Raw genomic sequence first — 22,753 nt, forward strand, 5'->3', positions numbered from 1 at the left:
TTGGGGGCTTGACAGGCTGAGAGCACTTTCCCGCTGGCGCACTCTCTAGACGCAACCAGAGCCGGTCGACCACGCCGGAAATCGAGCCCGCGCACCCGACTGCGGGAGGTAAGCCGGGTACGGCACACGACGCGCCCAGCACTGCTCAGAGGAAAACCTGGGTAGGCGGACCATCTGGGCACCAACAACATTGGGATGAGACCCTGGCAAGCAAACCCTCTTGGGCACCCACAACATTGGGAACCGTCTCCCCAACCGCAGCCCCCGCACCAAGCAAAAGCCGCACCGATTTCGCGCACCCCTGAGAACCACAACCCAGGGCACGCGCTCCCACACACCCACCACACCCCTCACATAGGCACCGCCTATGCGAGGCGTGTACAAGGTGTGTGGCACCAGCCAGACCTCCCGAAGAACCCGGGATGGCCTCAGCACCGGGGACCGCCGCCGCCCACGCAAACCAGTGGGCGGCACCGCAATTCAGGACGCGGGCACGTAGCGGTCTCGGAGCTTGCGCTTGTACAGCTTCCCGTTGGGGTCCCGGGGGAGCTCCGCGAGGTAGTCGATCGACCGCGGCATCTTGTACTTCGCCAATTGTGTTGCCGCGAAAGCAAGCAGCTCGGCGGTGAGCTCCTCGCCGACTTCGACCCCGTCCGCGGGCTGGACCACCGCCTTCACCTCTTGGCCCCAATCGGGGTGCGGGATACCGAAGACGGCCACGTCCGCGACCTTCGGGTGCGTGACGAGCACGCTCTCGATCTCGGCGGGGTAGATGTTCACACCACCGGAGAGGATCAGGTCCGAGCGACGGTCGCAGAGGTAGAGGTAGCCGTCTTCGTCGAGGTAGCCGATGTCGCCTACGGTGAACAGGTCGCCGACTCGCGCGTCCTCGGTCTTGGCCTTGTCGTGGTGGTATTCGAAGCTGGAGGCGCCCATCTTCATGTACACCAAACCGGTTTCGCCCGCGGCGACCTCGCTGCCGTCCTCCTCGCTGAGCACCTTGATCACCGACCACGGCCACGCCTTGCCGACCGAGCCGGGCTTGCGCAGCCAGTCGGCGCCGTTGATCACCGTGCCGCCGCCCTCGGTCGCCGCGTAGTACTCGGTGACCGTCGGTCCCCACCACTCGAGCATCTGGCGCTTGGTTTCCTGCGGGCACGGCGCCGCGCCGTGCACCATGCTGCGCAGCGAGGAGACGTCGAACTTCGCGCGCACCTCCTCGGGCAGCGCGAGCAGCCGGTGGAACTGGGTGGGCACCATGTGACTGTGGGTGACCCGGTACTTGTCGATCAGGCGCAGCATCTCCTCGGGTTCCCACTTGTCCATGAGAACGAGCGTGTGCCCCAACTGGATCGAGATGGTCGCGAAGTTCAGCACCGCGGTGTGGTACAGCGGCGAACCACAGATGTGCACGTGATCGTCGTAGGGCGCCAGCTCGAACAAGCCGAAGAAGGCGGTGGTGTGCGGCGGGACGACGTCGGGGTCGGCGCCGGTGAGCGGACGCCGAACTCCCTTGGGCCGCCCCGTCGTTCCCGAGGTGTAGAGCATCGGCGCGCCGGTGCTGCGCTCGGACGGACGACCCGTGTCGGCCGCGCCGAGCCAGGCCACCGACTTGAAGCCCTCGATCTCGCCGACCGAAAAGCGCGCCGTCGCAGGCAGACCGGCCTCGTCGGCGGCCGCCTTTGCCGCGGCGGCGAACCGGTCGCTCGCGATGAACGCCTTTGCCTCGCTGTCCTGGAGGATGTAGGCCACCTCGGGACCGGTGAGGTGCCAGTTCACCGCCACGATGTACAGGCCGGATTGGTAGGCCGCGAAGTAGGCGGCGACCGCCTCGACGCAGTTGTGCACCATGCTCACCAGCACGTCGCCGGTCCGCAGGCCGAGGGCGCGCAGCCCGTTGGCGTAGCGGTTGGCGAGCGTGGCCAGTTCGCGATAGGTCACCTCCCGACCCGAGGGATCGACCATGGCGATCCGATCGGGTTCGGCGTTCGCGATGTTCCACAGACCGAGAATTTCCACCGCCCCCTGCGCAGAGGGACGGTGCGGAGACGGGGCGGGCGAGGCAGTCACCCCATTGAATCTAGAACGCGTTCTACTGATCGACAAGGGGTGCGAGCCGGTGCAATTGCGCCACGTCCGGAACCGACACCAGCATCATGGTGACGCCCGCGGCCTCCCAGACCTTCAGCTGCTTACTCACATGCTCCTCGTCGCCGATGATGGCGGTGTCCAGAATCAGCTCGTCCGGGACGACGGCCGCCGCCTCGGCCTTCTTGCCCGCCTGGAACAGCTTGCCGATCTCGTCGACCTCGCGGTCGTAGCCCATCCGGCGGTAGACCTGGGCGTGGAAGTTCAGCTCCGGCGCGCCCATGCCGCCGATGTAGAGCGCCATGATCCAGCGCATCTTCTCCAGCTCCGCGGCGGGGTCGTCGGTGATCACCACCTGACAGCTGGCTGCGATCTCGAAGTCCTCGCGGGACCGGCGAGCGCCCGCCCTGGCAAACCCCTCGTCGAGCCAGTCGTTGTACATGTTCGCCAGGCGCGGGGCGTAGTAGATCGCCAGCCAGCCGTCGGCGATCTCGGCGGTGAGCGCCACGTTCTTCGGCCCCTCCGCGCCGAGCCAGATCGGCAAATCCGCACGTAGCGGGTGCACTATCGGCTTGAGCGGCTTACCGAGCCCGATCGAACCCGGCCCGGTGTATGGCAGCGGGTAGTGCGGGCCGTCGCTGGTCACCGGCGCCTCCCGCGCGAGGATACGGCGGATGATGCCGACGTACTCGCGAGTGCGCTGCAAGGGCTTGGCGAACGGCTGCCCGTACCACCCCTCCACCACCTGCGGACCGGAAACCCCGAGCCCGAGGATCGCCCGGCCGCCGCTGAGATGGTCGAGGGTCAGCGCGTGCATCGCGGTGGCGGCGGGCGTGCGCGCCGACATCTGCACCACCGAGGTCCCCAGCCGCACGCGCTCGGTGGACGAACCCCACCAGGTGAGCGGACCGAACGCGTCCGAGCCCCACGACTCCGCGGCGAACACAGCGTCGAACCCCGCTTCCTCGGCCGCGACGACCAACTCCCCCGCGTTTTGCGGCGGCTGCGCCATCCAGTATCCGAGTTGCAATCCGAACTTCATGAGCGTCCCTTTCCGAGCCACCGATGGGCGGTAAGGCGAAGGTACGCCTTGCCACCAGAATAAGAACCTGTTCTACTCGATAGCGTGACCAAGGGGAATACCGCGTCCGGCGTATTCACGGGTGGGGGCCCGACGGGATGAGCACCGCCGCGAGCTGGGCGGGACGAACCCGACCTGGCACGGGCGCGACGACGGCCGCCGGAACAGCGGCGAGTGATGAACAGCTGAGAGAGGGTCGGAATTGGACACCAGCACGGCACCCGATGTGCTGAGCGCCCCGCTGCGGGCGAAATTCGACTACACACGGTCGGTTGGCCCGACCATCGGCCGATTCCTGACCGGTCTGCGGAGCCGCAAGGTGGTCGGCGTGCGCGGGACGGACGGCCGGGTTCTGGTGCCGCCGCCCGAATACGACCCGGTCACCAGCCTGCCGCTGACCGAGTTCGTCGACGTCGCCGACACCGGCGTCGTCGCCTCCTGGACCTGGGTGCACGAACCGCTCCCCGGCCAGCCCTTCGACCGGCCCTTCGCCTGGGCGCTGATCCAGCTGGACGGCGCGGACACCAGCATGCTGCACGCCGTCGACGTCGCCGGGCCGGACCAGATGCGGACCGGCATGCGGGTGCGGGCGCGCTGGGCCGAACAGACCGAGGGCACCATCAAGGACATCGTCTGCTTCGAGCCGGGCGAGCAGTCCACCGCCGAGCCCGCCACCGAGAGCGGCGAGCCGGTCACGATGGTCGTCACGCCGGTCGACCTGTCCTACAAGCACACCGCGTCCCCGCAGGAGACCGTCTATCTGCGCGGACTCGCCGAAGGCAAGCTGATCGGCGCGCGCACCGACGCCGAGGGCAAGGTGTACTTCCCGCCGCGCGGCGCCAACCCGACCGACGGCAGGCCGACCGACGACTACATCGAGCTGTCCGATCACGGCACGATCACCACGTTCTGCATCGTGAACGTCCCGTTCCTCGGGCAGCGCATCAAACCGCCGTACGTCGCGGCCTACGTGCTGCTCGACGGCGCCGACATCCCGGTTCTGCACCTCGTACTCGGTTGCGAGGCAAGCGAAGTGCGGATGGGCATGCGCGTGAAGGCGGTGTGGAAGCCGCGCGAGGAGTGGGGTCACGGTCTGGAGAACGTCGACCACTTCGAGCCGAGCGGCGAGCCGGACGCCGACTACGAGACCTACAAGCACCACCTGTGAGAGGCGCTTACGTTGACTGACAACGCCACCGACATCGCGGTCGTGGGCTTCGCCCACGCTCCGCACGTGCCGGAGACCTTCGGCACCACCAACGGTGTCGAGATGCTGGTGCCCTGCTTCCAGCAGCTCTACGCCGACCTGGGCATCACCAAGTCCGACATCGACTTCTGGTGCTCGGGCTCCTCCGATTACCTTGCCGGACGCGCCTTCTCGTTCATCTCCGCGGTGGACGCCATCGGCGCCGTACCGCCGATCAACGAGTCGCACGTCGAGATGGACGCCGCCTGGGCGCTGTACGAGGCGTTCGTGAAGCTGAAGTCCGGGCAGGCCCGCACCGCGCTGGTCTACGGCTTCGGCAAGTCCTCGGCGGGCACGCTGCGCCAGGTGCTCACCATGCAGCTCGATCCGTACCTGGTCACTCCCCTGTGGCCGGACGCGCTGTCCATCGCGGGCCTTCAGGCAAGGGCCGGTCTGGACGCGGGCCGCTGGACCGAGCGCGACATGGCCGCCGTCGCGGCGGGCGACTCGGGTGACATCGAAAGCCTGCTCGCCACACCATATGTGGCCGATCCGCTGCGCGCGCACGACTGCGCGCCGATCACCGACGGCGCGGCCGCCATCGTGCTCGCGGTCGGCGATCGCGCCCGCGAACTGTGCGAGCGCCCGGCCTGGATCACCGGCATGGCGCACCGCATCGACACCCCGGTGCTCGGCGCCCGCGACCTCACCGTCTCCCCCTCGACTTCCGCTGCCGCGCAGGCGGTTACGGGCGGCGACCTGAGCGGCTTCGATATCGCCGAACTGCACGCCCAATTCAGCCATCAGCAGCTGATCCTCACCGAGGCAATCGGTTTGAAGCCGGAAACCACGGTGAATCCGTCGGGCGGCGCGCTGGCCGCCAACCCGATGTTCGCGGCGGGACTCGAGCGCATCGGTTTCGCGGCCGAAGCCATCATGGCGGGCAACGCGAACCGCGCGCTCGCGCACGCCACCAGCGGCCCCGCGCTGCAGCAGAATCTTGTGACCGTTTTGGAGGCGTACGCATGAGCGTTCCGGCCGCGGTGCTCGGCACCGGACAAACCCATCACGTGACGAAACGAACCGACGTGTCGATGTCGGGCATGTGCCGCGAGGCGATCGATCGCGCGCTCGCCGACGCCGGGCTCACCATCGCCGATATCGACGCGGTCGTGGTCGGCAAGGCACCGGACCTGTTCGAGGGCGTCATGATGCCCGAGCTGCACATGGCCGACGCGCTCGGTGCGACCGGAAAACCGCTGCTGCGGGTGCACACCGCCGGTTCGGTCGGCGGTTCCACCGGTGTGGTTGCCGCCAACCTGGTGCAGGCGGGCGTGCACAAGCGGGTGCTCGCGGTGGCGTGGGAGAAGCAGTCGGAGTCGAATGCCATGTGGGCGTTGTCGATTCCGGTGCCGTTCACCATGCCGGTCGGCGCGGGCGCAGGCGGCTACTTCGCGCCGCACGTGCGTTCCTACATCCGCAGGTCGAACGCGCCGACCCACATCGGCGCGATGGTCGCGGTGAAGGACCGGCGCAACGGCGCCAAGAACCCGCTGGCCCACCTCCAACAGCCCGACATCACGCTGGAATCGGTGCTCGCCTCGCAGATGCTGTGGGATCCGATCCGCTTCGACGAGACCTGCCCGTCCTCGGACGGCGCCTGCGCGATCGTCATCGGTGACGCGGAAGCGGCCGCGGCGGTCGAGGCCGAAGGCAAGAAGGTGGCCTGGGTGCACGGCACGGCGATGCGCACCGAGCCGACCACCTACGCCGGGCGCGACCAGGTCAACCCGCAGGCGGGCCGGGACGCGGCCGCCGCGCTCTGGAAGGCGGCGGGCATCACCGATCCGCTCGAGGAGATCGACGCGGCCGAGATCTACGTGCCGTTCTCCTGGTTCGAGCCGATGTGGCTGGAGAACCTCGGCTTCGCGGCGCCCGGCGACGGCTGGAAGCTCACCGAGAAGGGCGAGACCGAGATCGGCGGACGCATCCCGGTGAACCCGTCCGGCGGCGTGCTCTCCTCCAACCCGATCGGCGCGTCCGGGCTCATCCGGTTCGCCGAGGCCGCCAAGCAGGTGATGGAACGAGCGGGCGACTACCAGGTCGACGGCGCGCGCAAGGCCATGGGTCACGCGTACGGCGGTGGGTCGCAATACTTCTCGATGTGGGTTGTCGGTTCGGAGAAGCCGGAATGACCGCCACCGAGCACCCCGCGCGCGCCGCCGGACTCGCATCTCAGGCCGCTGTGCGCGCCAGGGACAAGGACGCGTGGCTGGATCTCTTCGCCGCCGACGGGATCGTCGAAGATCCCATCGGCCCTTCGGGTTTCGATCCGGAGGGCAAGGGGCACCGCGGGCGCGACGCGATCGCGGCGTTCTGGGACAAGGCGATCGCGCAGACCGAATCGATCGAGTTCCTGTTCGACGATTCCTTCGCCTGCGGCAAGGAGGTGGCCTTCACCGGCACCATCCGCAGCCGCATCGGCGGGCATCAGATCGACGCCGAGGGCGTGTTCACCTACAAGGTCGACGACGCGGGCAAGATCGCCGCTCTGCGCGCGTTCTGGGAGGTCGATCGGGCCATGTCGACCACCCGAAAAGCCGACTGATACCTGCTGCCCATCCCCCTCGGGCAGCACACGAAAGGCCCTCGAACCGGCTGGGTACTCCGGTTCGAGGGCCTTTCTCGTCCGTCAGTGCGCGACGGGGCAGCCGCCCGTCTTGTAGTCGACCTGGAATTCCTTGATCCCGTTCAGCCAGCCGGAGCGCAGCCGCTTCGGGTCGCCGAGCTTGGTGATGTCGGGCAGGTGGTCGGCGATGGCGTTGAAGATCAGGTCGATCTCCAGGCGGGCCAGGTTCGCGCCGATGCAGAAGTGCGCGCCGGTGCCGCCGAAGGACAGGTGCTGGTTGTCCTGGCGGGTGATGTCGAACTTCATCGGGTTCTCGAAGACGTCCTCGTCGAAGTTGGCCGAGCGGTACAGCATCACCAGCCGCTGGCCCTTCTTGATCCGCACGCCGGCGAGTTCGGTGTCCTCGAGGGCGGTGCGCTGGAAGGAGGTGATCGGGCTGGCCCACCGGATGATCTCGTCGGCGGCGGTCGCCGGGCGCTCCTTCTTGAACAGCTCCCACTGATCGGGGTTGTCCAGGAAGGCCATCATGCCCTGGGTGATCGCGTTGCGGGTGGTCTCGTTGCCCGCGACGGCAAGCAGGATGACGAAGAAGCCGAACTCCTCCTCGCTGAGCTTGTCGCCGTCGATATCGGCCTCGATGAGCGTAGTGACGATGTCGTCGGCGGGACAGGCCTTGCGCGCGACGGCCATCTGGTAGGCGTAGCCGAGCACCTCGGCGGAGGCGGCCACCGGGTCGGCGTCGTTGTCCGGGTCGTCGTAGCCCGTCATCTGGTTCGACCAGGCGAACACCTTCATCCGGTCTTCCTGCGGGACGCCGATCAGCTCGGCGATCGCCTGCAGCGGCAGCTCGCAGGCGACCTGGGTGACGAAGTCGCCCGCCCCCGACGCGGCCGCCCGCTTGACGATGTCCTCGGCCCGCGCCGAGAGCTCGGCGCGCAGACCGTTGATGGCGCGCGGTGTGAAGCCGCGCGAGATGATCTTGCGGAGCTTGGTGTGCTCGGGTGCGTCCATGTTGAGCAGCACGATGCGCTGGAGCTCGATCTGCTCGCGGGTGATGTCGTCGTTGAAGCGCGGAATCGCGGTGTTCTCGAAGCTGGAGAACACGTCGCTGCGCCGCGAGACCTCCTTGATGTCGGCGTGCTTGCTCACGACCCAGAAGCCGTCGTCCTGGAAGCCGCCGGTTTCGGGTGACTGCGGGTTCCACCAGATCGGCGCGGTCTTGCGCAGCTCGGCGAACTCCTCGACCGGAATGCGCTCGGCGTAGATGTCCGGGTCCGTGACGTCGAACCCTTCCGGCAGATTCGGGAGGGCGTTCCGAGTCTCAACCACCAGATGTCTCCTTCGACAAACTGAAACACGTTCTACAATCAATTGCAGCACAGCCGGAAGGACTAGTAAATAAGCGCGGACCATCCGGCTGGCACACGTTTCAGTTTTGTCCCCTAGTGGAAGGTTCAAAGATGGGCACACCCGTCATCGTCGAGGCCGCTCGCACCCCGATCGGCAAGCGCGGCGGCTGGCTTTCCGGTCTGCACGCCGCCGAACTCCTCGGCCTGGCCCAGCGCGGACTGCTCGAGCGCGCCCACCTGGACCCAGCTCAGGTGGAACAGGTGATCGGCGGCTGCGTCACCCAGGCGGGCGAGCAGTCCAACAACGTCACCCGGGTCGCGTGGCTGCACGCCGGATTGCCTTGGCAGGTGGGCGCGACCACGATCGACGCGCAGTGCGGCTCGGCCCAGCAGGCCAACCACTTGGTGGCCGGCCTGATCGCCGCGGGCGCGATCGACATCGGCATGGCATGCGGCGTCGAGGCGATGAGCCGAGTTCCGTTGGGCGCCAACGTCGGCGAGCACGCGGGCCCGCGCAGGCCCGCGTCGTGGAGCATCGACATGCCCAACCAGTTCGAGGCCGCGGAGCGTATTGCCAAGCGGCGCGGCATCACTCGCGACGATGTCGACGCGTTCGGCGCGCGCTCGCAGCGGCTGGCCGGGCAGGCGTGGGCCGAGGGACGCTTCGACCGCGAGGTGTTGCCGATCACCGCGCCCGTGGTGGACAAGGAAGGCAACCTCACCGGCGAGAAGCTGGACGTCACGCGGGATCAGGGTCTGCGCGAGACGACCGTGGAGGGACTGGCCAAGCTGAAGCCGGTGCTGGAGGGCGGCGTTCACACCGCGGGCAGCTCGTCGCAGATCTCCGATGGCGCGGCCGCCGTGCTGCTGATGGACGAAAAGGCCGCGCAGCGAGCGGGTTTGCGGCCGCGGGCGCGGATCGTGACGCAGGTGCTCGTCGGCGCCGAGCCGGAGTTCCACCTCGACGGTCCGGTGCAGGCCTGCACCCGCCTGCTCGAGCGCTCCGGGATGAATATCGGCGACATCGACCTTTTCGAGATCAATGAGGCATTCGCTTCGGTCGCACTTTCTTGGGCTTCTGTACATCAGCCGGACATGGACCGGGTAAATGTCAACGGCGGCGCGATTGCGATCGGCCATCCCGTCGGGTCCACCGGATCCCGGCTCATCACAACGGCTTTGCACGAACTGGAACGCACGGGCGGCAGCACCGCGATGGTGCTCATGTGTGCCGGTGGCGCACTGGCGACAGGTACGATCATCGAGAGGTTGTAGCAACTTCAACCAATTCCACACCCATTTGTTGAACGTTCATCCCAGAGCCGCCAAAACGTGTCGTACGCCACACAATGGCCGGTACGGCCGACTAGATGAGATGTCAGCTATCTTTTCGCTATCATTGCCGCGTCCGGGAAGAACCCCGCGACGGGCCAGAACCGGGTCGTACCGCCCTTGGACTAGAGACGTTGGCGCGACCCGCAAACGCAACCGTCTCAGTGACTTCGCCGACGGCGCACCTAGAAGCTTCAAGGAAATCCTGAATCAGGCGTAGGTTTTCAGTTACTGAGCCGCTAATATCAATGATACGTATCCGAGATAACGACTGTTAGTACAGCGAAGGGAATTGGGCGGCTCACAATGGCTGATTTCGCGGCGCGGCTGAACAAGCTGTTCGAAACCGTGCATCCCCCGGGGCGCAAGCCGCACACCAACGCGGAGGTTGCGGCTGCGCTGACGGCCTCCGGGCATCCGATCTCGAAACCGTATCTCTCGCAGTTGCGGTCGGGCCAGCGGACCAACCCGTCGGACGAAACGGTGGCTGCACTGGCCAAGTTCTTCAAGGTCAAGCCGGACTACTTCTTCAACGACATCTATGCCGCCAAGATCGATCACGATCTAGAGCTGCTGTCCCAGCTGCAGGGCTACGGACTGCGTCGGCTGTCGAGTAGGGCGTTCGATCTGTCCGAAGAATCACAGAACCTTCTCACCTCCATGGCGGAGAAGTTGCGGGCGAGCGAGGGCTTGCCCGAAATTCCTCCGGATGGAACCGAATAAGGTTCTCCCACAGCGCAGCACAGTGCGGCCATCGGTCGCACTGTGCTGCGTTGTGCGCGAGCCAGTCCGTGACCGGGCCGAGACCGTCGGCGGCGCAGACGTTACCGCCGAAGGCAATTCGGCGGCGTAGTCGCATTCCGTAGTTCGGCGGATTGCGTTCGCACCGATTCGCAATGCGCGCTGCGCAAGAACGTTTGAAAGTGCATCGCCGTTCGATACTGCGGCGGGTGTGATCGCCATTGCGCAAACGCTTGCCACGCAACGTCACAGGAGCCGAGACAGTTCTGTCTCTTTTCGTTTGCCCCTATTTCCAGGGGCATTCCCATTCGCTCCATGGACACAGGTCCAACTTCGAGTACGCATCGCTGTCGTCACGGTGACGGATACCATCACCGCCCGGCCGTCAGCGCTGTGAGCGTTTGGGGGAGGTTCATTGCGAGATGGAACGCTCCGCGTGCGCGCCGGCCGTGGATTCGAAAGCGCGGGCGATCGCCTGCACCCAGCCGCGCGGGCTGACGCCTTCCGGTGGAGCGATCCAGCGCGCGTCGATCACTATGTCGCCCAATGGATTTCGTGCCCACCGTGCCACCCGGTCGGCGCGCTCGGCGACGGCGGAGGGCGGCGCGCCCGCGGCGACCAGCTCGATACCCCCGCCCGATTGCAGGTAGAGCGCGTCCATGATCTGGGCGACCTGGTCCGAAGCCCGCAGCTGCGTGGAGGTTCCGGTCTGGTCGTGCGCCACCACCTCGGGGAACCGGCCGATCATCAGACGGTGCAGCGGCCGAATCCGGCGCAGCAGCACCCTGGCTCGCACCCACAGTTCCACCACGATCCACACGGCGCCGAAAGCTATGAGCAGAGCGGCGATTTCCCACGCGGGCCAGCCCCACGTCGGTTCACCCGCTGGCGCGCGCGGTTCGTCGGCGAGGGCGCGCTGAACATGCAGGGCCGCGAGCACGCCGACCAGCGCGGTGCCCGCGGTATAGATGGCGATGCCGCGGCCGAGCGTCGTCCAGTCCAGATTGCGCAGACCGGTGACGACGATGAAAATCGCCCCGAGCACCACGAGCACCCAGCCGACCATGTATGACAACGCCAGCGCGACGGCCACCGCGGTGGCACCCGCCGCGTAGATCACCATGGCGATCTGGCGCAGGTTGCGCCGGGAGACCACCGGCCACGCCGCGGCGGCCACCACCGAGGTCGCGGTGACGAACGCCAGCCAAGCCGATACGACGACACCATCGGACAGCAGTCCCGAGCGCAGGCCGTGCGGCCGCAGATTGTCTATGGCGAGGGCGATCTCGGGCACCGCGACGGTCGCGCCCAACGCGACCGCGGCCACCGCGACGACGATCGCCACCCGCGCCGTCGTCGCGGGCTTCACCAGCACGCGCCCCACGCGCGCGCCCGCGGCGACCCACACCAGCATGGCCGTCAACCAGAGTGTCATCCGAGTGCCTCATCGAATCGTAGGACCGAGACGCCTGCGCCTCGACTGTTGAAGACGCGCAGCCGGGTCATCAGCATGGCGGCGAAGGTCTCGGCCTCCCACTCGGCGAGTTCGTCGGCGCCGTCGTCGACGATCTGCTGATGGGCCCGCTGGCTGAGCATGTAGGCGATCAGGTCGTCGCTCGCTTCCAACGTCACCTCGGGCGCAGGGGCACCCTCGTGATCGAAGACGATGTGGCCGAGCTCGTGTGCCAGCGTGTGATCGCGGCTGGGCAGTGCGGTCGCCAACACGATGACATCGCGGTCGGGATAGAACCTGCGCTGGCCGCAGACGCCGGGACCCAATTGGGCGCTGGCGATTTCGATTTCCCGTTCGCGCTCGGCAGCGATCGCGGCGACCACCTCGTCCAGGGTTGTCGCGTCGAAGTCGGCTGCGACGGCGCACACCGCGTCGACCGCGGCCGCCACCCGCCGGTAGGACCGGGAGCTGCTCTGGGTCCTGCTCTCACTCATCGCTGCTCCCTCACGACCTCGGGCCGAAGAACTGGGCGCGGGCGGCGTCCACCCTGGCCTGCGCGGCGGAGGCGCTCTGGAAACTCACCGCGCCGGAACCGATTCCGGCCAGCGCGAGCGCGATGAGGCCGCCGACGACCGAGAGCATGTCCGGTTCGGGCAGTCCGTCGTCGGTGCTCGTCGGACGCACGTCGTGGTCCGGCTTGGCGGGCGGCTGCGGCGCGGGAGGTGGTGGCGGCGCCTGTTCGGGGAGTGCCTCGGGAGCGTACGGCGCGGCGACTGGAATCGGCGCGAGCTGCGGAGCCGGGAGGTTGGGCGCCGGTACGGGCGGAATGACAAGGGGCACCGAGGGAACCGCGGGTGCGGGCGGCGTCGGGAGCGGGATCAGCAGGAGCAACAAGGGCGAGGCGGAACCGACCGCGGCCGAACCGAGGCCCGCCGAACCGAGGCCCGCCGAACCGACTCCCGCCGAACCGACTCCCGCGGAACCAACGCCCGCCGAACCCACACCGGCCGAACCCACTGCGGCGGAACCGACTCCCGCGGAACCGACTCCTGCGGAACCGACGCCTGCCGAACCAACGGCCGCGGAACCTACTGCGGCCGACCCTGTCCCGAGCAGTACACCGAGACCAGCCGAACCGGTGCCGACCAAGGCACCGAGTCCGGCGGAGCCGGTACCCAGCACGGCTGCGAGTCCCGCCGATCCGGTACCGAGCACAACACCCAACCCGGCGGAACCGGCCGCGCCAGCCGAACCCAGTCCAGCAGAGCCCGCCGCACCAGCCGAACCCAATCCGGCAGAACCCGCCGCGCCAGCCGAACCGACGCCAGCGGAACCCGCCACACCAGCCGAACCCAATCCGGCGGAACCCGCCGCACCTGCCGCACCCAATCCGGCGGAACCCGCCGCACCTGCCGAACCCAGCCCGGCAGAACCGGCGGCACCCGCCGAGCCGAGCCCGGCGGAGCCGGTACCGACGATCGAACCCGCGCCGCTCGAACCGATTTCCGCGGCGGCGGGTTCGGGTGTCATTGGGACGAGGGGCAATCCAGGCCCGGGAATGCTCGGTTGCGCCGGTTCCTCGAGCGGTATGCCACCCGGTTGCGCGATCGCGGCGACGGAGCCGAACAGCGCGAACCCGGTCACAGCTCCGGCTAGAGCCAACGCACGGACAGTGCGACCAACGGCCATGCGCCAGCCTTCCCCTCTTCGTACTGCGCAGATCTGTGCCCGGTCGCAACACCTCATCCGGGACTTTTGACGGACGGGTGCCCATAGTAAACCCCCGTTCCGAACCTCGCAGGAAAAGGATCGGCGCGCACAGCGACACCCCGAGCGACTCGCGGCTCGAATCGCTCGGGTTAGCCCGAACTTCACTGGGCGGAGTCAAGGGCCGCCCAGCAAACTCGAAGAGGGAATCCGTCGACTCCGGCAAGACGGCCGGAGCGGCGGTGAAGGGATGCCAACCGACGCTGCCGAGCAGAGTCGATCGATTCGCGCACGGCAGGGACGCCGGTCCTAAGCTGCCGGACCAAACCTCATCGATACTCGGCGCGGCCGAAGCGAGAGCAGCCGAACGCACGACGAGGCCGCCGGACAGAGTCGATCAGAGCCGCCCACGGCCGTGCATTAGTAGCAGGCAGGGTCAGCGCGACGCGGAGATGCGCCGGACCGATGCTGCCGGATCAATGGCGTCGATACCCGCGCTGGGCCGAAGCGACAGCGGGCGGACGCCCCATCCCGGACGAGGTCATCCACACCCTCGCGCATCGACCCGGCGGGCGGACGCCCCATCCCGGACGAGGTCATCCACACCCTCGCGCATCGACCCGAGCGCAGCGAAACCCTCAGGCGCCGTAGACCGGCTCCGGTGGAGCGGCTTTCGCGATGAGATCGGCGACGACCGGCCCCAGCTCGGCGGGTTCCCAACGAGCACCGCGATCCACCGCGACGCCGTGCCGCCAGCCGTCGGCGAGCGCGACCTTGCCGCCCTCCACCTCGAACATGCGGCCGGTGACGCCGGCGGACTGCGGGCTGCCGAGCCAGACGACCAGCGGCGAGATGTTCTCCGGCGCCATCGCGTCGAACCCATCCTCCGGCTTGGCCATGGTGTCGGCGAACACGGTCTCGGTCATCCTGGTGCGCGCGGCGGGCGCGATCGCGTTGACGGTCACGCCGTAGCGGGCGAACTCGGCGGCCGCGGTGAGGGTCAGACCGGCGATGCCCGCTTTCGCGGCACCGTAGTTGCCCTGGCCGACGCTGCCCTGGAGACCCGCGCCGGAGCTGGTGTTGATGATGCGGGCGTCGACAGGGCGGCCCGCCTTGCTCTCGCCGCGCCAGTACTCGATGGCGTGGCGCATGGTGGCGAAATGGCCCTTGAGGTGGACGCGCACGACCGCATCCCACTCGTCCTCGCTCAGGTTGACCAGCATCCGGTCGCGCACGAAACCGGCGTTGTTGACGAGCACGTCCAAGCCGCCGAAGGTGTCGACGGCCTGGCGGATCAGGTTGCGCGCACCCTCCCAGTCCGCGACGTCGTCACCGTTGGCGACGGCCTGTCCGCCCATCGCCTCGATCTCGGCGACCACCTGCTGAGCCGGTGTCTCGGCGGTGGCCGCGCCGTCGAGCGCGGAGCCGAGGTCGTTGACCACCACGCGCGCGCCCGCGGCCGCGAAGGCCAGTGCGTGCGCACGGCCGATGCCGCGGCCCGCGCCGGTGACGATGACGGTGCGCCCGGCGCAGATCTGCTCACTCATTACCTGTTGTCCTCTTTCGTTGCCGTTCGGGATCAGGCCCGCTGCTGGTCGTGCGCCGCGGTGGAGGCGGCGAGGAAGGCGGGGCGCTCGCCGCCGCCGTGCACCGGCAGTGACGCGCCGCTGACATAGGCGGCCAGCGGCGAGGCGAGGAAGGCGGCCGCGCGGCCGATGTCCTCGGGCCGGGCCATGCGGCCGAGCGGAACCGTCGCGGCGACGGCGTCGACACCGTCGCGGTCGCCGTAGTGCATCTCGGTCAGCTCGGTCTCGACCAGGCCGACGACCAGCGAGTTCACCCGCACCTTGGGCGCCCACTCGACGGCGAGCGACTGCGTCAGGTTGTCGATGCCCGCCTTGGCCGCGCCGTAGGCCGCGGTTCCGGGCGAGGGCCGGTGGCCGCTGACGCTGGAGATCATCACGATCGATCCGCCGTCGTCCTGCTTCTGCATCACCGCATTCGCGGCTTGCGAAACCAGCAGCGGCGCAAGGAGGTTCAGCTCCACGATCTTGGCGTGGAAGTTCTTGCTCGCGTCGGCGGCGAGCGCGAAGGGTGCGCCGCCCGCGTTGTTCACCAGGGTGTCCAGCCGACCGTGCCGGGCGAGCACGGCGTCGATCATGCCTTGGACCGCATCGCCGTCGCGGACGTCGCAGGGCAGGTATTCGATCTCCCGGCCGTCGTGCGCGACGGGGGCGTCGGCCGGACGCCGCGCGCAGGCGATCACAGTCGCGCCCGCGGCCAGAAAGGTCTTGCTGATGCCCGCGCCGACGCCGCGCACGCCGCCGGTGACCAGAACGACGCGATCGGTCAGATCGATTTCGAGTCCCACCGTGCTAACCTACCAAGCAACTGCTTGCTTTGCCAATGCCGACATACTTCGGCACGCACCACGAGCTCAGAAACGAAGGACATGCGATGGGGATCAACCGTCACTCCGAATCAACCGGCATCACCGTGGTCACGGTCGACTACCCGCCGGTCAACGCCATCCCGACCGACGGCTGGTTCGCCATCGCCGACGCGGTGCGCGCGGCGGGGCGCGACCCCGAGACCAAGGTCGTGGTGCTGCGGGCGGAGAACCGCGGCTTCAACGCGGGCGTCGACATCAAGGAGATCCAGAGCAAGCCGGGCCACCAGGCACTGATCGACGCCAACCACGGCTGCTTCGAGGCGTTCGCCGCGGTGTACGACTGCCCGGTGCCGGTCATCGCGGTGGTGCAGGGCTTCTGCCTCGGCGGCGGCATCGGGTTGGTCGGTAACGCCGATGTCGTCGTCGCCTCCGACGACGCCACCTTCGGCCTGCCCGAGGTCGACCGCGGCGCGCTCGGCGCGGCCACCCACCTGTCGCGGCTGGTCCCCCAGCATCTGATGCGCGCGCTGTTCTACACCGCGAGCACCATCACCGCCCAGCAGCTCCAGCACTACGGCTCGGTGTACCAGGTGGTGCCGCGCGCCGAACTCGACGCCGCCGCAATGGAAGTCGCCAAGAACATCGCGGCAAAGGACGGCCGGGTGATCCGGGCTGCCAAGCGCGCGCTGAACGGCATCGACGTGCAGGACGTGCACCGCAGCTACCGCTACGAGCAGGGCTTCACCTTCGAGCTGAACCTCGCGGGCGTCGCCGACGAGATCCGCGCCAGGTTCGACGACGACCTCGCGGCGCGCAAGGCCGACAAGTAGCCCGCCCACCGGATACAGGAGAACACATGCGGGACAAGCGAATGTCGCTCGACGACGTGGTCGGCGAGCTGCGCAGCGGAATGACCATCGGCATCGGCGGCTGGGGTTCCCGGCGCAAGCCGATGGCGCTGGTGCGGGCCATCCTGCGCTCGGATATCACCGATTTGACGGTGGTCAGCTACGGCGGGCCGGATCTAGGTCTGCTGTGCTCGGCGGGCAAGGTGCGCAAGGCCTATTACGGCTTCGTGTCGCTGGATTCGGCGCCGTTCTACGATCCGTGGTTCGCCAAGGCGCGCACCTCCGGCGAGCTCATCGCCCGGGAGATGGACGAGGGCATGGTCAAGTGCGGTTTGCAGGCCGCGGCGGCGCGGCTGCCGTTCCTGCCGATCCGCGCCGGGCTCGGCTCCGCGGTCGTGGATTTCTGGGAGGGCGAGCTGAAGACCGTCGCCTCCCCCTACCCCGCCGCCGACGGCCGGACCGAGACGCTCGTGGCGATGCCAGCGCTGAATCTCGATGCGGCACTGGTGCATCTGGACCTCGGCGACAAGCACGGCAACGCCGCCTACACCGGTGTCGACCCCTACTTCGATGACCTGTACTGCCTGTCCGCCGAGCGCCGCTACCTGTCGGTGGATCGCGTGGTGGAGACCGAGGAATTAGTGAAAGCCGTTCCGCAGCAGGCGATCATCCTCAACCGCATGATGGTGGACGGCGTGGTCGAGGCGCCCGGCGGCGCGCACTTCACCTTCTCCGGCAGCTACGGCCGGGACGAGAAATTCCAGCGCCACTACGTGGACGCCGCCAAGACGCCCGAGTCGTGGGCCGAGTTCAAGGCCACCTACCTAGACGTCTCCGAGGACGAATACCAGGCGGCCGTCCGCGCTTTCGCCACGCAGGAGGGCTGATTCGATGACCGAGACCACCACAAGCACCCGCGCCGAAGTCTGCGTCGTCGCGTGCGCGGAGATCTTCCGCGGCGCGGGCGAGATCATGGCCAGCCCGATGTCGCCGGTCACCACGATCGGCGCGCGCCTGGCCCGCCTGACCTTCGAACCGGACCTGCTGCTCTCCGACGGCGAGGCGCTGTACCTGGCCGAGACGCCAGCCCTCGGCGCGAAAGCGCCTATCGAGGGCTGGATTCCGTTCTCCAAGGTGTTCGACGTCGTCGCCTCAGGTCGGCGGCACGTTGTCATGGGCGCCAACCAGATCGACAAGTTCGGCAACCAGAACCTGTCCGCCTTCGGCCCGTTGCAACGGCCGACCAGGCAGATGTTCGGCGTCCGTGGCGCGCCGGGCAACACCATCAACCACGCCACCAGCTACTGGGTGCCCAAGCACAACAAGCGGGTGTTCTGCGAGCAGGTCGACATCGTCTCCGGAATCGGTTACGACAAAGTCGATCCGGGGAATCCGGCGTTCCGCTTCCACCACCTGCATCGGGTCGTGAGCAACCTGGGCGTCTTCGATTTCGGTGGTCCCGACAACACGATGCGGGCGCTCTCGCTGCACCCTGGCGTCGGCGCCGACGAGGTCGCGGAGAACACCGCGTTCGAGATCGCCGGGCTCGGCGAGGCGGGCGAGACCCGGCTGCCGACCGAGGAAGAGCTGCGGATCATCCGAACCGTGCTGGATCCCAAGGGCATTCGCGACAAGGAGGTCGCCTGATGACCGCGCGCCTGCACACCCCGCTGACCGAGCTGGTCGGCATCGAGCATCCCGTCGTGCAGACCGGCATGGGTTGGGTGGCTGGTCCGAGCCTGGTCTCGGCCACCGCCAACGCGGGCGGCCTCGGCATTCTCGCCTCCGCGACCATGACCTTCGAGGAGCTGGAAGCGGCGATCGCGAAGACCAAGGCGCAGACCGACAAGCCGTTCGGCGTGAACATCCGCGCCGACGCCAGCGACGCCAACGAGCGCATCGACCTGCTGATCCGGGAGAAGGTGAAGGTCGCGTCGTTCGCCCTCGCGCCCAAGCAGGACCTCATCGCGAAGCTCAAAGATGCCGGCGTCGTGGTGATTCCGTCGATCGGCGCGGCCAAGCACGCGGTGAAGGTGGCCTCCTGGGGTGCCGACGCCGTCATCGTGCAGGGCGGCGAGGGCGGCGGTCACACCGGCCCCGTGGCGACCACCCTGCTGCTGCCCTCGGTGCTCGACGCCGTCGACATCCCGGTCGTCGCGGCGGGCGGCTTCTTCGACGGACGCGGCTTGGCCGCCGCCCTCGCCTACGGCGCGGCGGGCGTCGCGATGGGCACCCGCTTCCTGCTGACGCAGGAGAGCTCGGTCCCCGAGGCGGTGAAGCAGGAGTACCTTCGCAGGCAGTTGCAGGACACCGTCGTCTCGCTGAAAGTCGACGGCATGCCGCACCGCGTGCTGAACACGGAACTGGTTCAAAAGCTGGAGAATTCGGGCCGCTGGCGCGGACTCGCCGCGGCGGTGTCGAACGCCGCGCGGTTCAAGAGCATGACCGGCATGAAGTGGTCGACCATGGTCCGCGACGGCCTCACCATGCGAAAGACCAAGGACCTCAGCTGGTCCCAGGTGGTCATGGCCGCCAACACCCCAATGCTGTTGCGCGCCGGGCTCGTCGAGGGCAACACCCAGGCGGGCGTGCTGGCGGCGGGTCAGGTCACCGGCATCATCGAAGACCTGCCGACCTGCAAGGAGCTGATCGAGCGGGTGGTCACCGACGCGGTCGCACGGATCGAAGAGATGTCATCCCTCGCCGGTCGGACGACCGCTACGCCCTGACTCCGCCCAGCACCGACCTACCAGGCCGCTCGGTCCCCCGATCGAGCGGCCTTCTTCGCGCTTTGCCTCGACCGCGCAGACGAACACACTTCGACGACGGAGTGGTGGCTCGCCGAACTCAACCAGCTGCCACCGGCCGGGGCCGCACGCCGAACCCTACGCGGGCGAACTCCTTGCCGCCGTCGTCGGACACGCGCCAACTGTACGAACCCGGTTCCAATGGCAGTCCTGGGCCGAGAGTGAACGGTATCGCCATGCGATTCGCTTCGTGGCCGGGCGTGATCACGGCCTCAACTCGCAGCGGTTCGCCCCCAGGCTCAATGCTGACTGGCTTGTCCTCTGCATCCACGAGATCAAAGACCAACGTGATCTCGGCCGGTTCGAGATCGGCTGCATTCAGGTCGAGAATGGCGATGATCGACATCGGTGGGGTCGGGGTGCCTATCCAGCTCCATCCAATGCCCAGCGCGTGCACCTTGGCTGTCGTCGGATCCGGCTGCGCCGAATCAGCGGTGATCAGGGTAACGATCATCGGCCAGTCCTCGACTCGATCAGCACATTCGTCAGTGAGCTCGAAGCCGTGAACTGTACGCTGGCGGGCGCGTTGAAGTCGATTCCCGAGCGCGTAGTGAAGCTGACGGAATTCCTCTGAGCCCACATCCGGACAGCATCGGTGTGGCCCCGTCGCGACTTGTCGACAACTCTGGACGGCAAGGCCTCGGGCCCAGGCTGTGACGTTTCCGTCGCCGCCGGTTCTGCGGGCGCTGCCTGACCCTGGCCGCGGGGGTCGACCCATTCGACGTGGTGGGTGATGCGCGCCCCGATCGCGTGCGCGTATCGGCGGATCGTCGACAGGTGAGGATCGGCGGTCAGCTTCTCGAAGTTGGTGACCACCGAGCGGTGACGGCCCATACGATCTGCAACCTCGGTGGCCGACATCTGGGCGACCTCCCGGCGGATGCGAACGAGCTCTTCGAGCAGAGCATGGTCTTCTTCGACCAAATCGTGTGCTAGCGCTTGGTCTGGATCGGACAGGTCGATCCCAAGGGCCTTCTCGAGATCTTCGAACGCGCTCATGTTGTTGAGGTTAACCGCAACAACCATCACCTGCTAGCGATTGCTACAAACGACTCGCGAACCGCGCATTGATCCATACTTTGAAACGCTGCTCTGAAGTGTCGATCTGGTCCGTCTGAGACGTGCGCCACGCACCCTCGGGGTCGTACTGGTCATCCGGCTTCCTGCCAGCGCCGAGCCACACGAGATAGTCATGGTCTGGCGGCTTGGGGACCCCGGTATACAGGCGATAGTGCCAACCGTGCTCGTGCCCAGGCCGGGGGAACTTCAGCTCGACAACGGCGTCACCCCAGCGCACCTGCTCATACTCGTCGGGACTTACTCGACCCTGGTGCGCCAGCTTCATCCGCTTGACCAGCTCCGCTTGAAGAAGGAGCCGGTCCGACCGCCCGGTCGGGACCGAGCCGTCCGGGTTGGGATCCATCGGAGCGTTGATGGTGATGCTCTTCAACTCACCCGTGAATTCCTCAGCCCAGTCCGGCTTCGGACGCCGCCCGTACGGCCAGCACTCGCCGTCGCTGCTCCCCATCGGCTGTGTCGACCTTCCTGCGGCGATATTTGGGGCCGGACTGGCTAAGCGCCGCATCGTCTTTGATACCAGGATCGCTGAATGCTTGCTGCCAGAATGGCAGTCTTCAGGCAATCCGTGAAGGTCGATGTGCGCTTTAGCCTTTGACGGCCACGATCTTTCAGCCACCGGCCCGATCAGCGCAGCCTGCGATACTCGGCTCCGCTTGTGCACTGGATCGCTTTGTGAAGGACGAATCCATGTGAGCGGCAAAGCTGGCCGGTCGCTGAGGTCGAAGTCCAAGTCGAGCACGCAGACAGCCGCTCGAGCCCGCACGCACACTCCCCTATCAAGGCAGAGCGATCCAGCCGAGCGTGCGCGTGTGAGTGGGCACGGTGGACGGGAAGGCGTAATGAAAACCGCGCCGGGCGAATTGCATTCACCCGACGCGGACGGTCCTAGAACTTACAAGCGCTCGATGATGGTCGCGTTGGCGGTGCCGCCGCCCTCGCAGATGGTCAGCAGGCCGTAGCGGCCGTTGCGGCGCTCGAGCTCGTTGAGGAGGGTCGCGAAGAGCTTGGCCCCGGTGGCGCCGAGGGGGTGGCCGAGGGCGATGGCGCCGCCGTTGACGTTGACCTTTTCCGGGTCGGCGCCGGTTTCCTTCAGCCAGGCGAGCACCACGGGGGCGAAGGCCTCGTTGATCTCGACCACGTCGATGTCGTCGATGGTGAGGCCGGTCTTCTCCAGCGCCCACTTGGTCGCCGGGATCGGCGCGGTGAGCATGAAGATCGGGTCGGCGCCGCGGGCGCTGACGTGGTGGATGCGGGCGCGCGGCTTCAGGCCGTACTCCTGCACCGCCCATTCCGAGGCGAGCAGGGTGGCGCTCGCGCCGTCGGAGATCTGGCTGGCCACGGCGGCGGTCAGCGGGCTGCCCTCGGCGAGGGCGGGCAGCGACGCCATCTTCTCCAGCGAGGTCTCGCGCGGACCCTGGTCGATCCAGAAGTCGCCGACGGGGACGATCTCGTTGTCGAACTTGCCTTCCTTGATGGCCTGGCGGGCGCGCTCGTGGCTGCGCAGCGCCCACTGCTCCATGTCCTGGCGGGTGATGCCCCACTTCTCGGCGATCAGCTGCGCGCCGCGGAACTGCGAGACCTCGTCGGTGCCGTAGCGGTGGTCCCAGCCCTGCGCGCCGACGAACGGCGACTCGAAGCCGTACTCCTTGCCCGCGAGCATGGCGGCCGAGATCGGGATGGCGCTCATGTTCTGCACGCCACCGGCGACGATCACCTCGGCGGTGCCGCTCATGATGGCCTGCGCGCCGAAGTTGATGGCCTGCTGCGAAGATCCGCACTGCCGGTCGACGGTGACGCCCGGAACTTCCTCCGGGTAGCCCGCGGTCAGCCACATGGTGCGGCCGATGTTGCCCGCCTGCGGGCCGACATTGTCGACGCAGCCGACGATCACGTCGTCGACGTTGATCGGGTCGATCGGGCTGCGGTCGAGCAGACCTTTCAGCGCGGCCGCACCCAGATCGGCGGGGTGCACACCGGCCAGCGCACCGTTGCGCTTGCCGACCGGGGTGCGCACCGCGTCGATCACGTAGGCATCCCGCAGCGGGGCGTACGGACGGCGG

22 protein-coding genes are annotated in these 22,753 nt (G+C 67.8%); 10 read left to right on the forward strand and 12 right to left on the reverse strand.

Annotated elements, in window-relative coordinates; translation table 11 throughout:
- Positions 1-480: 480 nt before the first annotated feature.
- On the reverse strand, positions 481-2,019 hold the full coding sequence (locus tag NAM01S_RS31800; protein ID WP_067792599.1) for an acyl-CoA synthetase: 1,539 nt from the start codon (positions 2,017-2,019) through the stop codon (positions 481-483).
- Positions 2,020-2,092: 73 nt separating this feature from the next.
- Positions 2,093-3,130, reverse strand: a complete 1,038-nt coding sequence (locus NAM01S_RS31805) for an LLM class F420-dependent oxidoreductase (protein ID WP_067792602.1) — start codon at positions 3,128-3,130, stop codon at positions 2,093-2,095.
- A gap of 241 nt (positions 3,131-3,371) precedes the next feature.
- On the opposite strand from NAM01S_RS31805, the gene NAM01S_RS31810 reads away from it, so the two are divergent.
- From NAM01S_RS31810 to NAM01S_RS31825, 4 genes are read left to right on the forward strand one after another with little or no spacing between them, the layout of a single operon-like run.
- Positions 3,372-4,337 carry a Zn-ribbon domain-containing OB-fold protein gene (locus NAM01S_RS31810; RefSeq protein ID WP_067792605.1) on the forward strand — a complete coding sequence of 322 codons (966 nt, stop codon included), beginning with the start codon at positions 3,372-3,374 and terminating at the stop codon, positions 4,335-4,337.
- A 12-nt stretch (positions 4,338-4,349) separates the two neighbouring features.
- Positions 4,350-5,384 carry a thiolase family protein gene (locus NAM01S_RS31815; RefSeq protein ID WP_067792607.1) on the forward strand — a complete coding sequence of 345 codons (1,035 nt, stop codon included), beginning with the start codon at positions 4,350-4,352 and terminating at the stop codon, positions 5,382-5,384.
- Positions 5,381-6,550, forward strand: a complete 1,170-nt coding sequence (locus tag NAM01S_RS31820) for a thiolase family protein (RefSeq protein ID WP_067792610.1) — start codon at positions 5,381-5,383, stop codon at positions 6,548-6,550. Before NAM01S_RS31815 ends, NAM01S_RS31820 begins: the two co-directional genes overlap by 4 nt.
- Positions 6,547-6,963 (forward strand): nuclear transport factor 2 family protein, encoded by a 417-nt coding sequence (locus NAM01S_RS31825; RefSeq protein ID WP_067792613.1) that lies wholly within the window; start codon positions 6,547-6,549, stop codon positions 6,961-6,963. Before NAM01S_RS31820 ends, NAM01S_RS31825 begins: the two co-directional genes overlap by 4 nt.
- 84 nt (positions 6,964-7,047) lie before the next feature.
- On the opposite strand, the gene NAM01S_RS31830 is transcribed toward NAM01S_RS31825, so the two are convergent.
- Positions 7,048-8,313, reverse strand: coding sequence for a cytochrome P450 (locus NAM01S_RS31830; protein WP_067792616.1), 1,266 nt, complete (start codon positions 8,311-8,313; stop codon positions 7,048-7,050).
- 131 nt (positions 8,314-8,444) lie between these two features.
- On the opposite strand from NAM01S_RS31830, the gene NAM01S_RS31835 reads away from it, so the two are divergent.
- Both NAM01S_RS31835 and NAM01S_RS31840 read left to right on the forward strand, forming a co-directional pair.
- Positions 8,445-9,608 (forward strand): steroid 3-ketoacyl-CoA thiolase, encoded by a 1,164-nt coding sequence (locus NAM01S_RS31835; protein ID WP_067792619.1) that lies wholly within the window; start codon positions 8,445-8,447, stop codon positions 9,606-9,608.
- 363 nt (positions 9,609-9,971) lie between these two features.
- Positions 9,972-10,388, forward strand: a complete 417-nt coding sequence (locus NAM01S_RS31840) for a helix-turn-helix domain-containing protein (protein ID WP_011207048.1) — start codon at positions 9,972-9,974, stop codon at positions 10,386-10,388.
- Positions 10,389-10,818: 430 nt separating this feature from the next.
- Here NAM01S_RS31840 and NAM01S_RS31845 read toward each other — a convergent pair whose 3' ends face one another.
- The 5 genes from NAM01S_RS31845 to NAM01S_RS31865 form a co-directional block, all read right to left on the reverse strand.
- Positions 10,819-11,841, reverse strand: a complete 1,023-nt coding sequence (locus tag NAM01S_RS31845) for a hypothetical protein (protein WP_067792622.1) — start codon at positions 11,839-11,841, stop codon at positions 10,819-10,821.
- The gene (locus NAM01S_RS31850) at positions 11,838-12,353 is read right to left on the reverse strand and encodes an ImmA/IrrE family metallo-endopeptidase (protein ID WP_067792627.1); all 516 of its coding nucleotides are present in this window, start codon (positions 12,351-12,353) and stop codon (positions 11,838-11,840) included. Before NAM01S_RS31850 ends, NAM01S_RS31845 begins: the two co-directional genes overlap by 4 nt.
- A 10-nt stretch (positions 12,354-12,363) precedes the next feature.
- Entirely contained in the window at positions 12,364-13,389 is a 1,026-nt protein-coding gene (locus tag NAM01S_RS31855; protein ID WP_157108005.1) for a hypothetical protein, read from the reverse strand.
- An 815-nt stretch (positions 13,390-14,204) separates the two neighbouring features.
- Positions 14,205-15,113 carry an SDR family oxidoreductase gene (locus NAM01S_RS31860; protein WP_067792636.1) on the reverse strand — a complete coding sequence of 303 codons (909 nt, stop codon included), beginning with the start codon at positions 15,111-15,113 and terminating at the stop codon, positions 14,205-14,207.
- A gap of 32 nt (positions 15,114-15,145) precedes the next feature.
- Positions 15,146-15,937: an SDR family oxidoreductase gene (locus NAM01S_RS31865; RefSeq protein ID WP_067792639.1), complete on the reverse strand. Its 792-nt coding sequence runs from the start codon at positions 15,935-15,937 to the stop codon at positions 15,146-15,148.
- Between the two features lie 86 nt (positions 15,938-16,023).
- Between NAM01S_RS31865 and NAM01S_RS31870 the strand changes: the two genes are divergently transcribed.
- From NAM01S_RS31870 to NAM01S_RS31885, 4 genes are read left to right on the forward strand one after another with little or no spacing between them, the layout of a single operon-like run.
- Positions 16,024-16,788 (forward strand): enoyl-CoA hydratase family protein, encoded by a 765-nt coding sequence (locus tag NAM01S_RS31870; protein ID WP_067792642.1) that lies wholly within the window; start codon positions 16,024-16,026, stop codon positions 16,786-16,788.
- Between the two features lie 26 nt (positions 16,789-16,814).
- Complete coding sequence (locus tag NAM01S_RS31875) at positions 16,815-17,693, forward strand: CoA transferase subunit A (RefSeq protein ID WP_067792644.1); 879 nt, start codon at positions 16,815-16,817, stop codon at positions 17,691-17,693.
- 4 nt (positions 17,694-17,697) lie between these two features.
- Positions 17,698-18,453, forward strand: coding sequence for a CoA-transferase subunit beta (locus NAM01S_RS31880; protein ID WP_067792646.1), 756 nt, complete (start codon positions 17,698-17,700; stop codon positions 18,451-18,453).
- Positions 18,453-19,535, forward strand: a complete 1,083-nt coding sequence (locus NAM01S_RS31885) for an NAD(P)H-dependent flavin oxidoreductase (RefSeq protein WP_067792647.1) — start codon at positions 18,453-18,455, stop codon at positions 19,533-19,535. Before NAM01S_RS31880 ends, NAM01S_RS31885 begins: the two co-directional genes overlap by 1 nt.
- Positions 19,536-19,653: 118 nt before the next feature.
- Here NAM01S_RS31885 and NAM01S_RS31890 read toward each other — a convergent pair whose 3' ends face one another.
- The 4 genes from NAM01S_RS31890 to NAM01S_RS31905 form a co-directional block, all read right to left on the reverse strand.
- A complete protein-coding gene (locus tag NAM01S_RS31890; protein WP_067792648.1) occupies positions 19,654-20,067 on the reverse strand; it encodes a hypothetical protein in 414 nt (137 codons plus the stop codon).
- Positions 20,064-20,612: a helix-turn-helix domain-containing protein gene (locus tag NAM01S_RS31895; RefSeq protein ID WP_157108006.1), complete on the reverse strand. Its 549-nt coding sequence runs from the start codon at positions 20,610-20,612 to the stop codon at positions 20,064-20,066. Before NAM01S_RS31895 ends, NAM01S_RS31890 begins: the two co-directional genes overlap by 4 nt.
- A gap of 43 nt (positions 20,613-20,655) precedes the next feature.
- On the reverse strand, positions 20,656-21,141 hold the full coding sequence (locus tag NAM01S_RS31900; protein ID WP_067792652.1) for a hypothetical protein: 486 nt from the start codon (positions 21,139-21,141) through the stop codon (positions 20,656-20,658).
- A 444-nt stretch (positions 21,142-21,585) separates the two neighbouring features.
- Positions 21,586-22,734, reverse strand: a complete 1,149-nt coding sequence (locus NAM01S_RS31905; RefSeq protein WP_067792655.1) for an acetyl-CoA C-acetyltransferase — start codon at positions 22,732-22,734, stop codon at positions 21,586-21,588.
- Between the last annotated feature and the right edge of the window lie 19 nt (positions 22,735-22,753).

Source organism: Nocardia amikacinitolerans NBRC 108937 (genome assembly GCF_001612615.1).
Lineage (GTDB): Bacteria > Actinomycetota > Actinomycetes > Mycobacteriales > Mycobacteriaceae > Nocardia > Nocardia amikacinitolerans.

Coding starts and splice junctions, on each gene's coding strand:
- NAM01S_RS31805 (WP_067792602.1), bottom strand. CDS start 3,130: ATGAAGTTCGGATTGCAACTCGGATACTGGATGGCGCAGCCGCCGCAA.
- NAM01S_RS31820 (WP_067792610.1), top strand. CDS start 5,381: ATGAGCGTTCCGGCCGCGGTGCTCGGCACCGGACAAACCCATCACGTG.
- NAM01S_RS31825 (WP_067792613.1), top strand. CDS start 6,547: ATGACCGCCACCGAGCACCCCGCGCGCGCCGCCGGACTCGCATCTCAG.
- NAM01S_RS31835 (WP_067792619.1), top strand. CDS start 8,445: ATGGGCACACCCGTCATCGTCGAGGCCGCTCGCACCCCGATCGGCAAG.
- NAM01S_RS31840 (WP_011207048.1), top strand. CDS start 9,972: ATGGCTGATTTCGCGGCGCGGCTGAACAAGCTGTTCGAAACCGTGCAT.
- NAM01S_RS31845 (WP_067792622.1), bottom strand. CDS start 11,841: ATGACACTCTGGTTGACGGCCATGCTGGTGTGGGTCGCCGCGGGCGCG.
- NAM01S_RS31850 (WP_067792627.1), bottom strand. CDS start 12,353: ATGAGTGAGAGCAGGACCCAGAGCAGCTCCCGGTCCTACCGGCGGGTG.
- NAM01S_RS31855 (WP_157108005.1), bottom strand. CDS start 13,389: ATGACACCCGAACCCGCCGCCGCGGAAATCGGTTCGAGCGGCGCGGGT.
- NAM01S_RS31860 (WP_067792636.1), bottom strand. CDS start 15,113: ATGAGTGAGCAGATCTGCGCCGGGCGCACCGTCATCGTCACCGGCGCG.
- NAM01S_RS31870 (WP_067792642.1), top strand. CDS start 16,024: ATGGGGATCAACCGTCACTCCGAATCAACCGGCATCACCGTGGTCACG.
- NAM01S_RS31875 (WP_067792644.1), top strand. CDS start 16,815: ATGCGGGACAAGCGAATGTCGCTCGACGACGTGGTCGGCGAGCTGCGC.
- NAM01S_RS31880 (WP_067792646.1), top strand. CDS start 17,698: ATGACCGAGACCACCACAAGCACCCGCGCCGAAGTCTGCGTCGTCGCG.
- NAM01S_RS31885 (WP_067792647.1), top strand. CDS start 18,453: ATGACCGCGCGCCTGCACACCCCGCTGACCGAGCTGGTCGGCATCGAG.
- NAM01S_RS31890 (WP_067792648.1), bottom strand. CDS start 20,067: ATGATCGTTACCCTGATCACCGCTGATTCGGCGCAGCCGGATCCGACG.
- NAM01S_RS31895 (WP_157108006.1), bottom strand. CDS start 20,612: ATGAGCGCGTTCGAAGATCTCGAGAAGGCCCTTGGGATCGACCTGTCC.
- NAM01S_RS31900 (WP_067792652.1), bottom strand. CDS start 21,141: ATGGGGAGCAGCGACGGCGAGTGCTGGCCGTACGGGCGGCGTCCGAAG.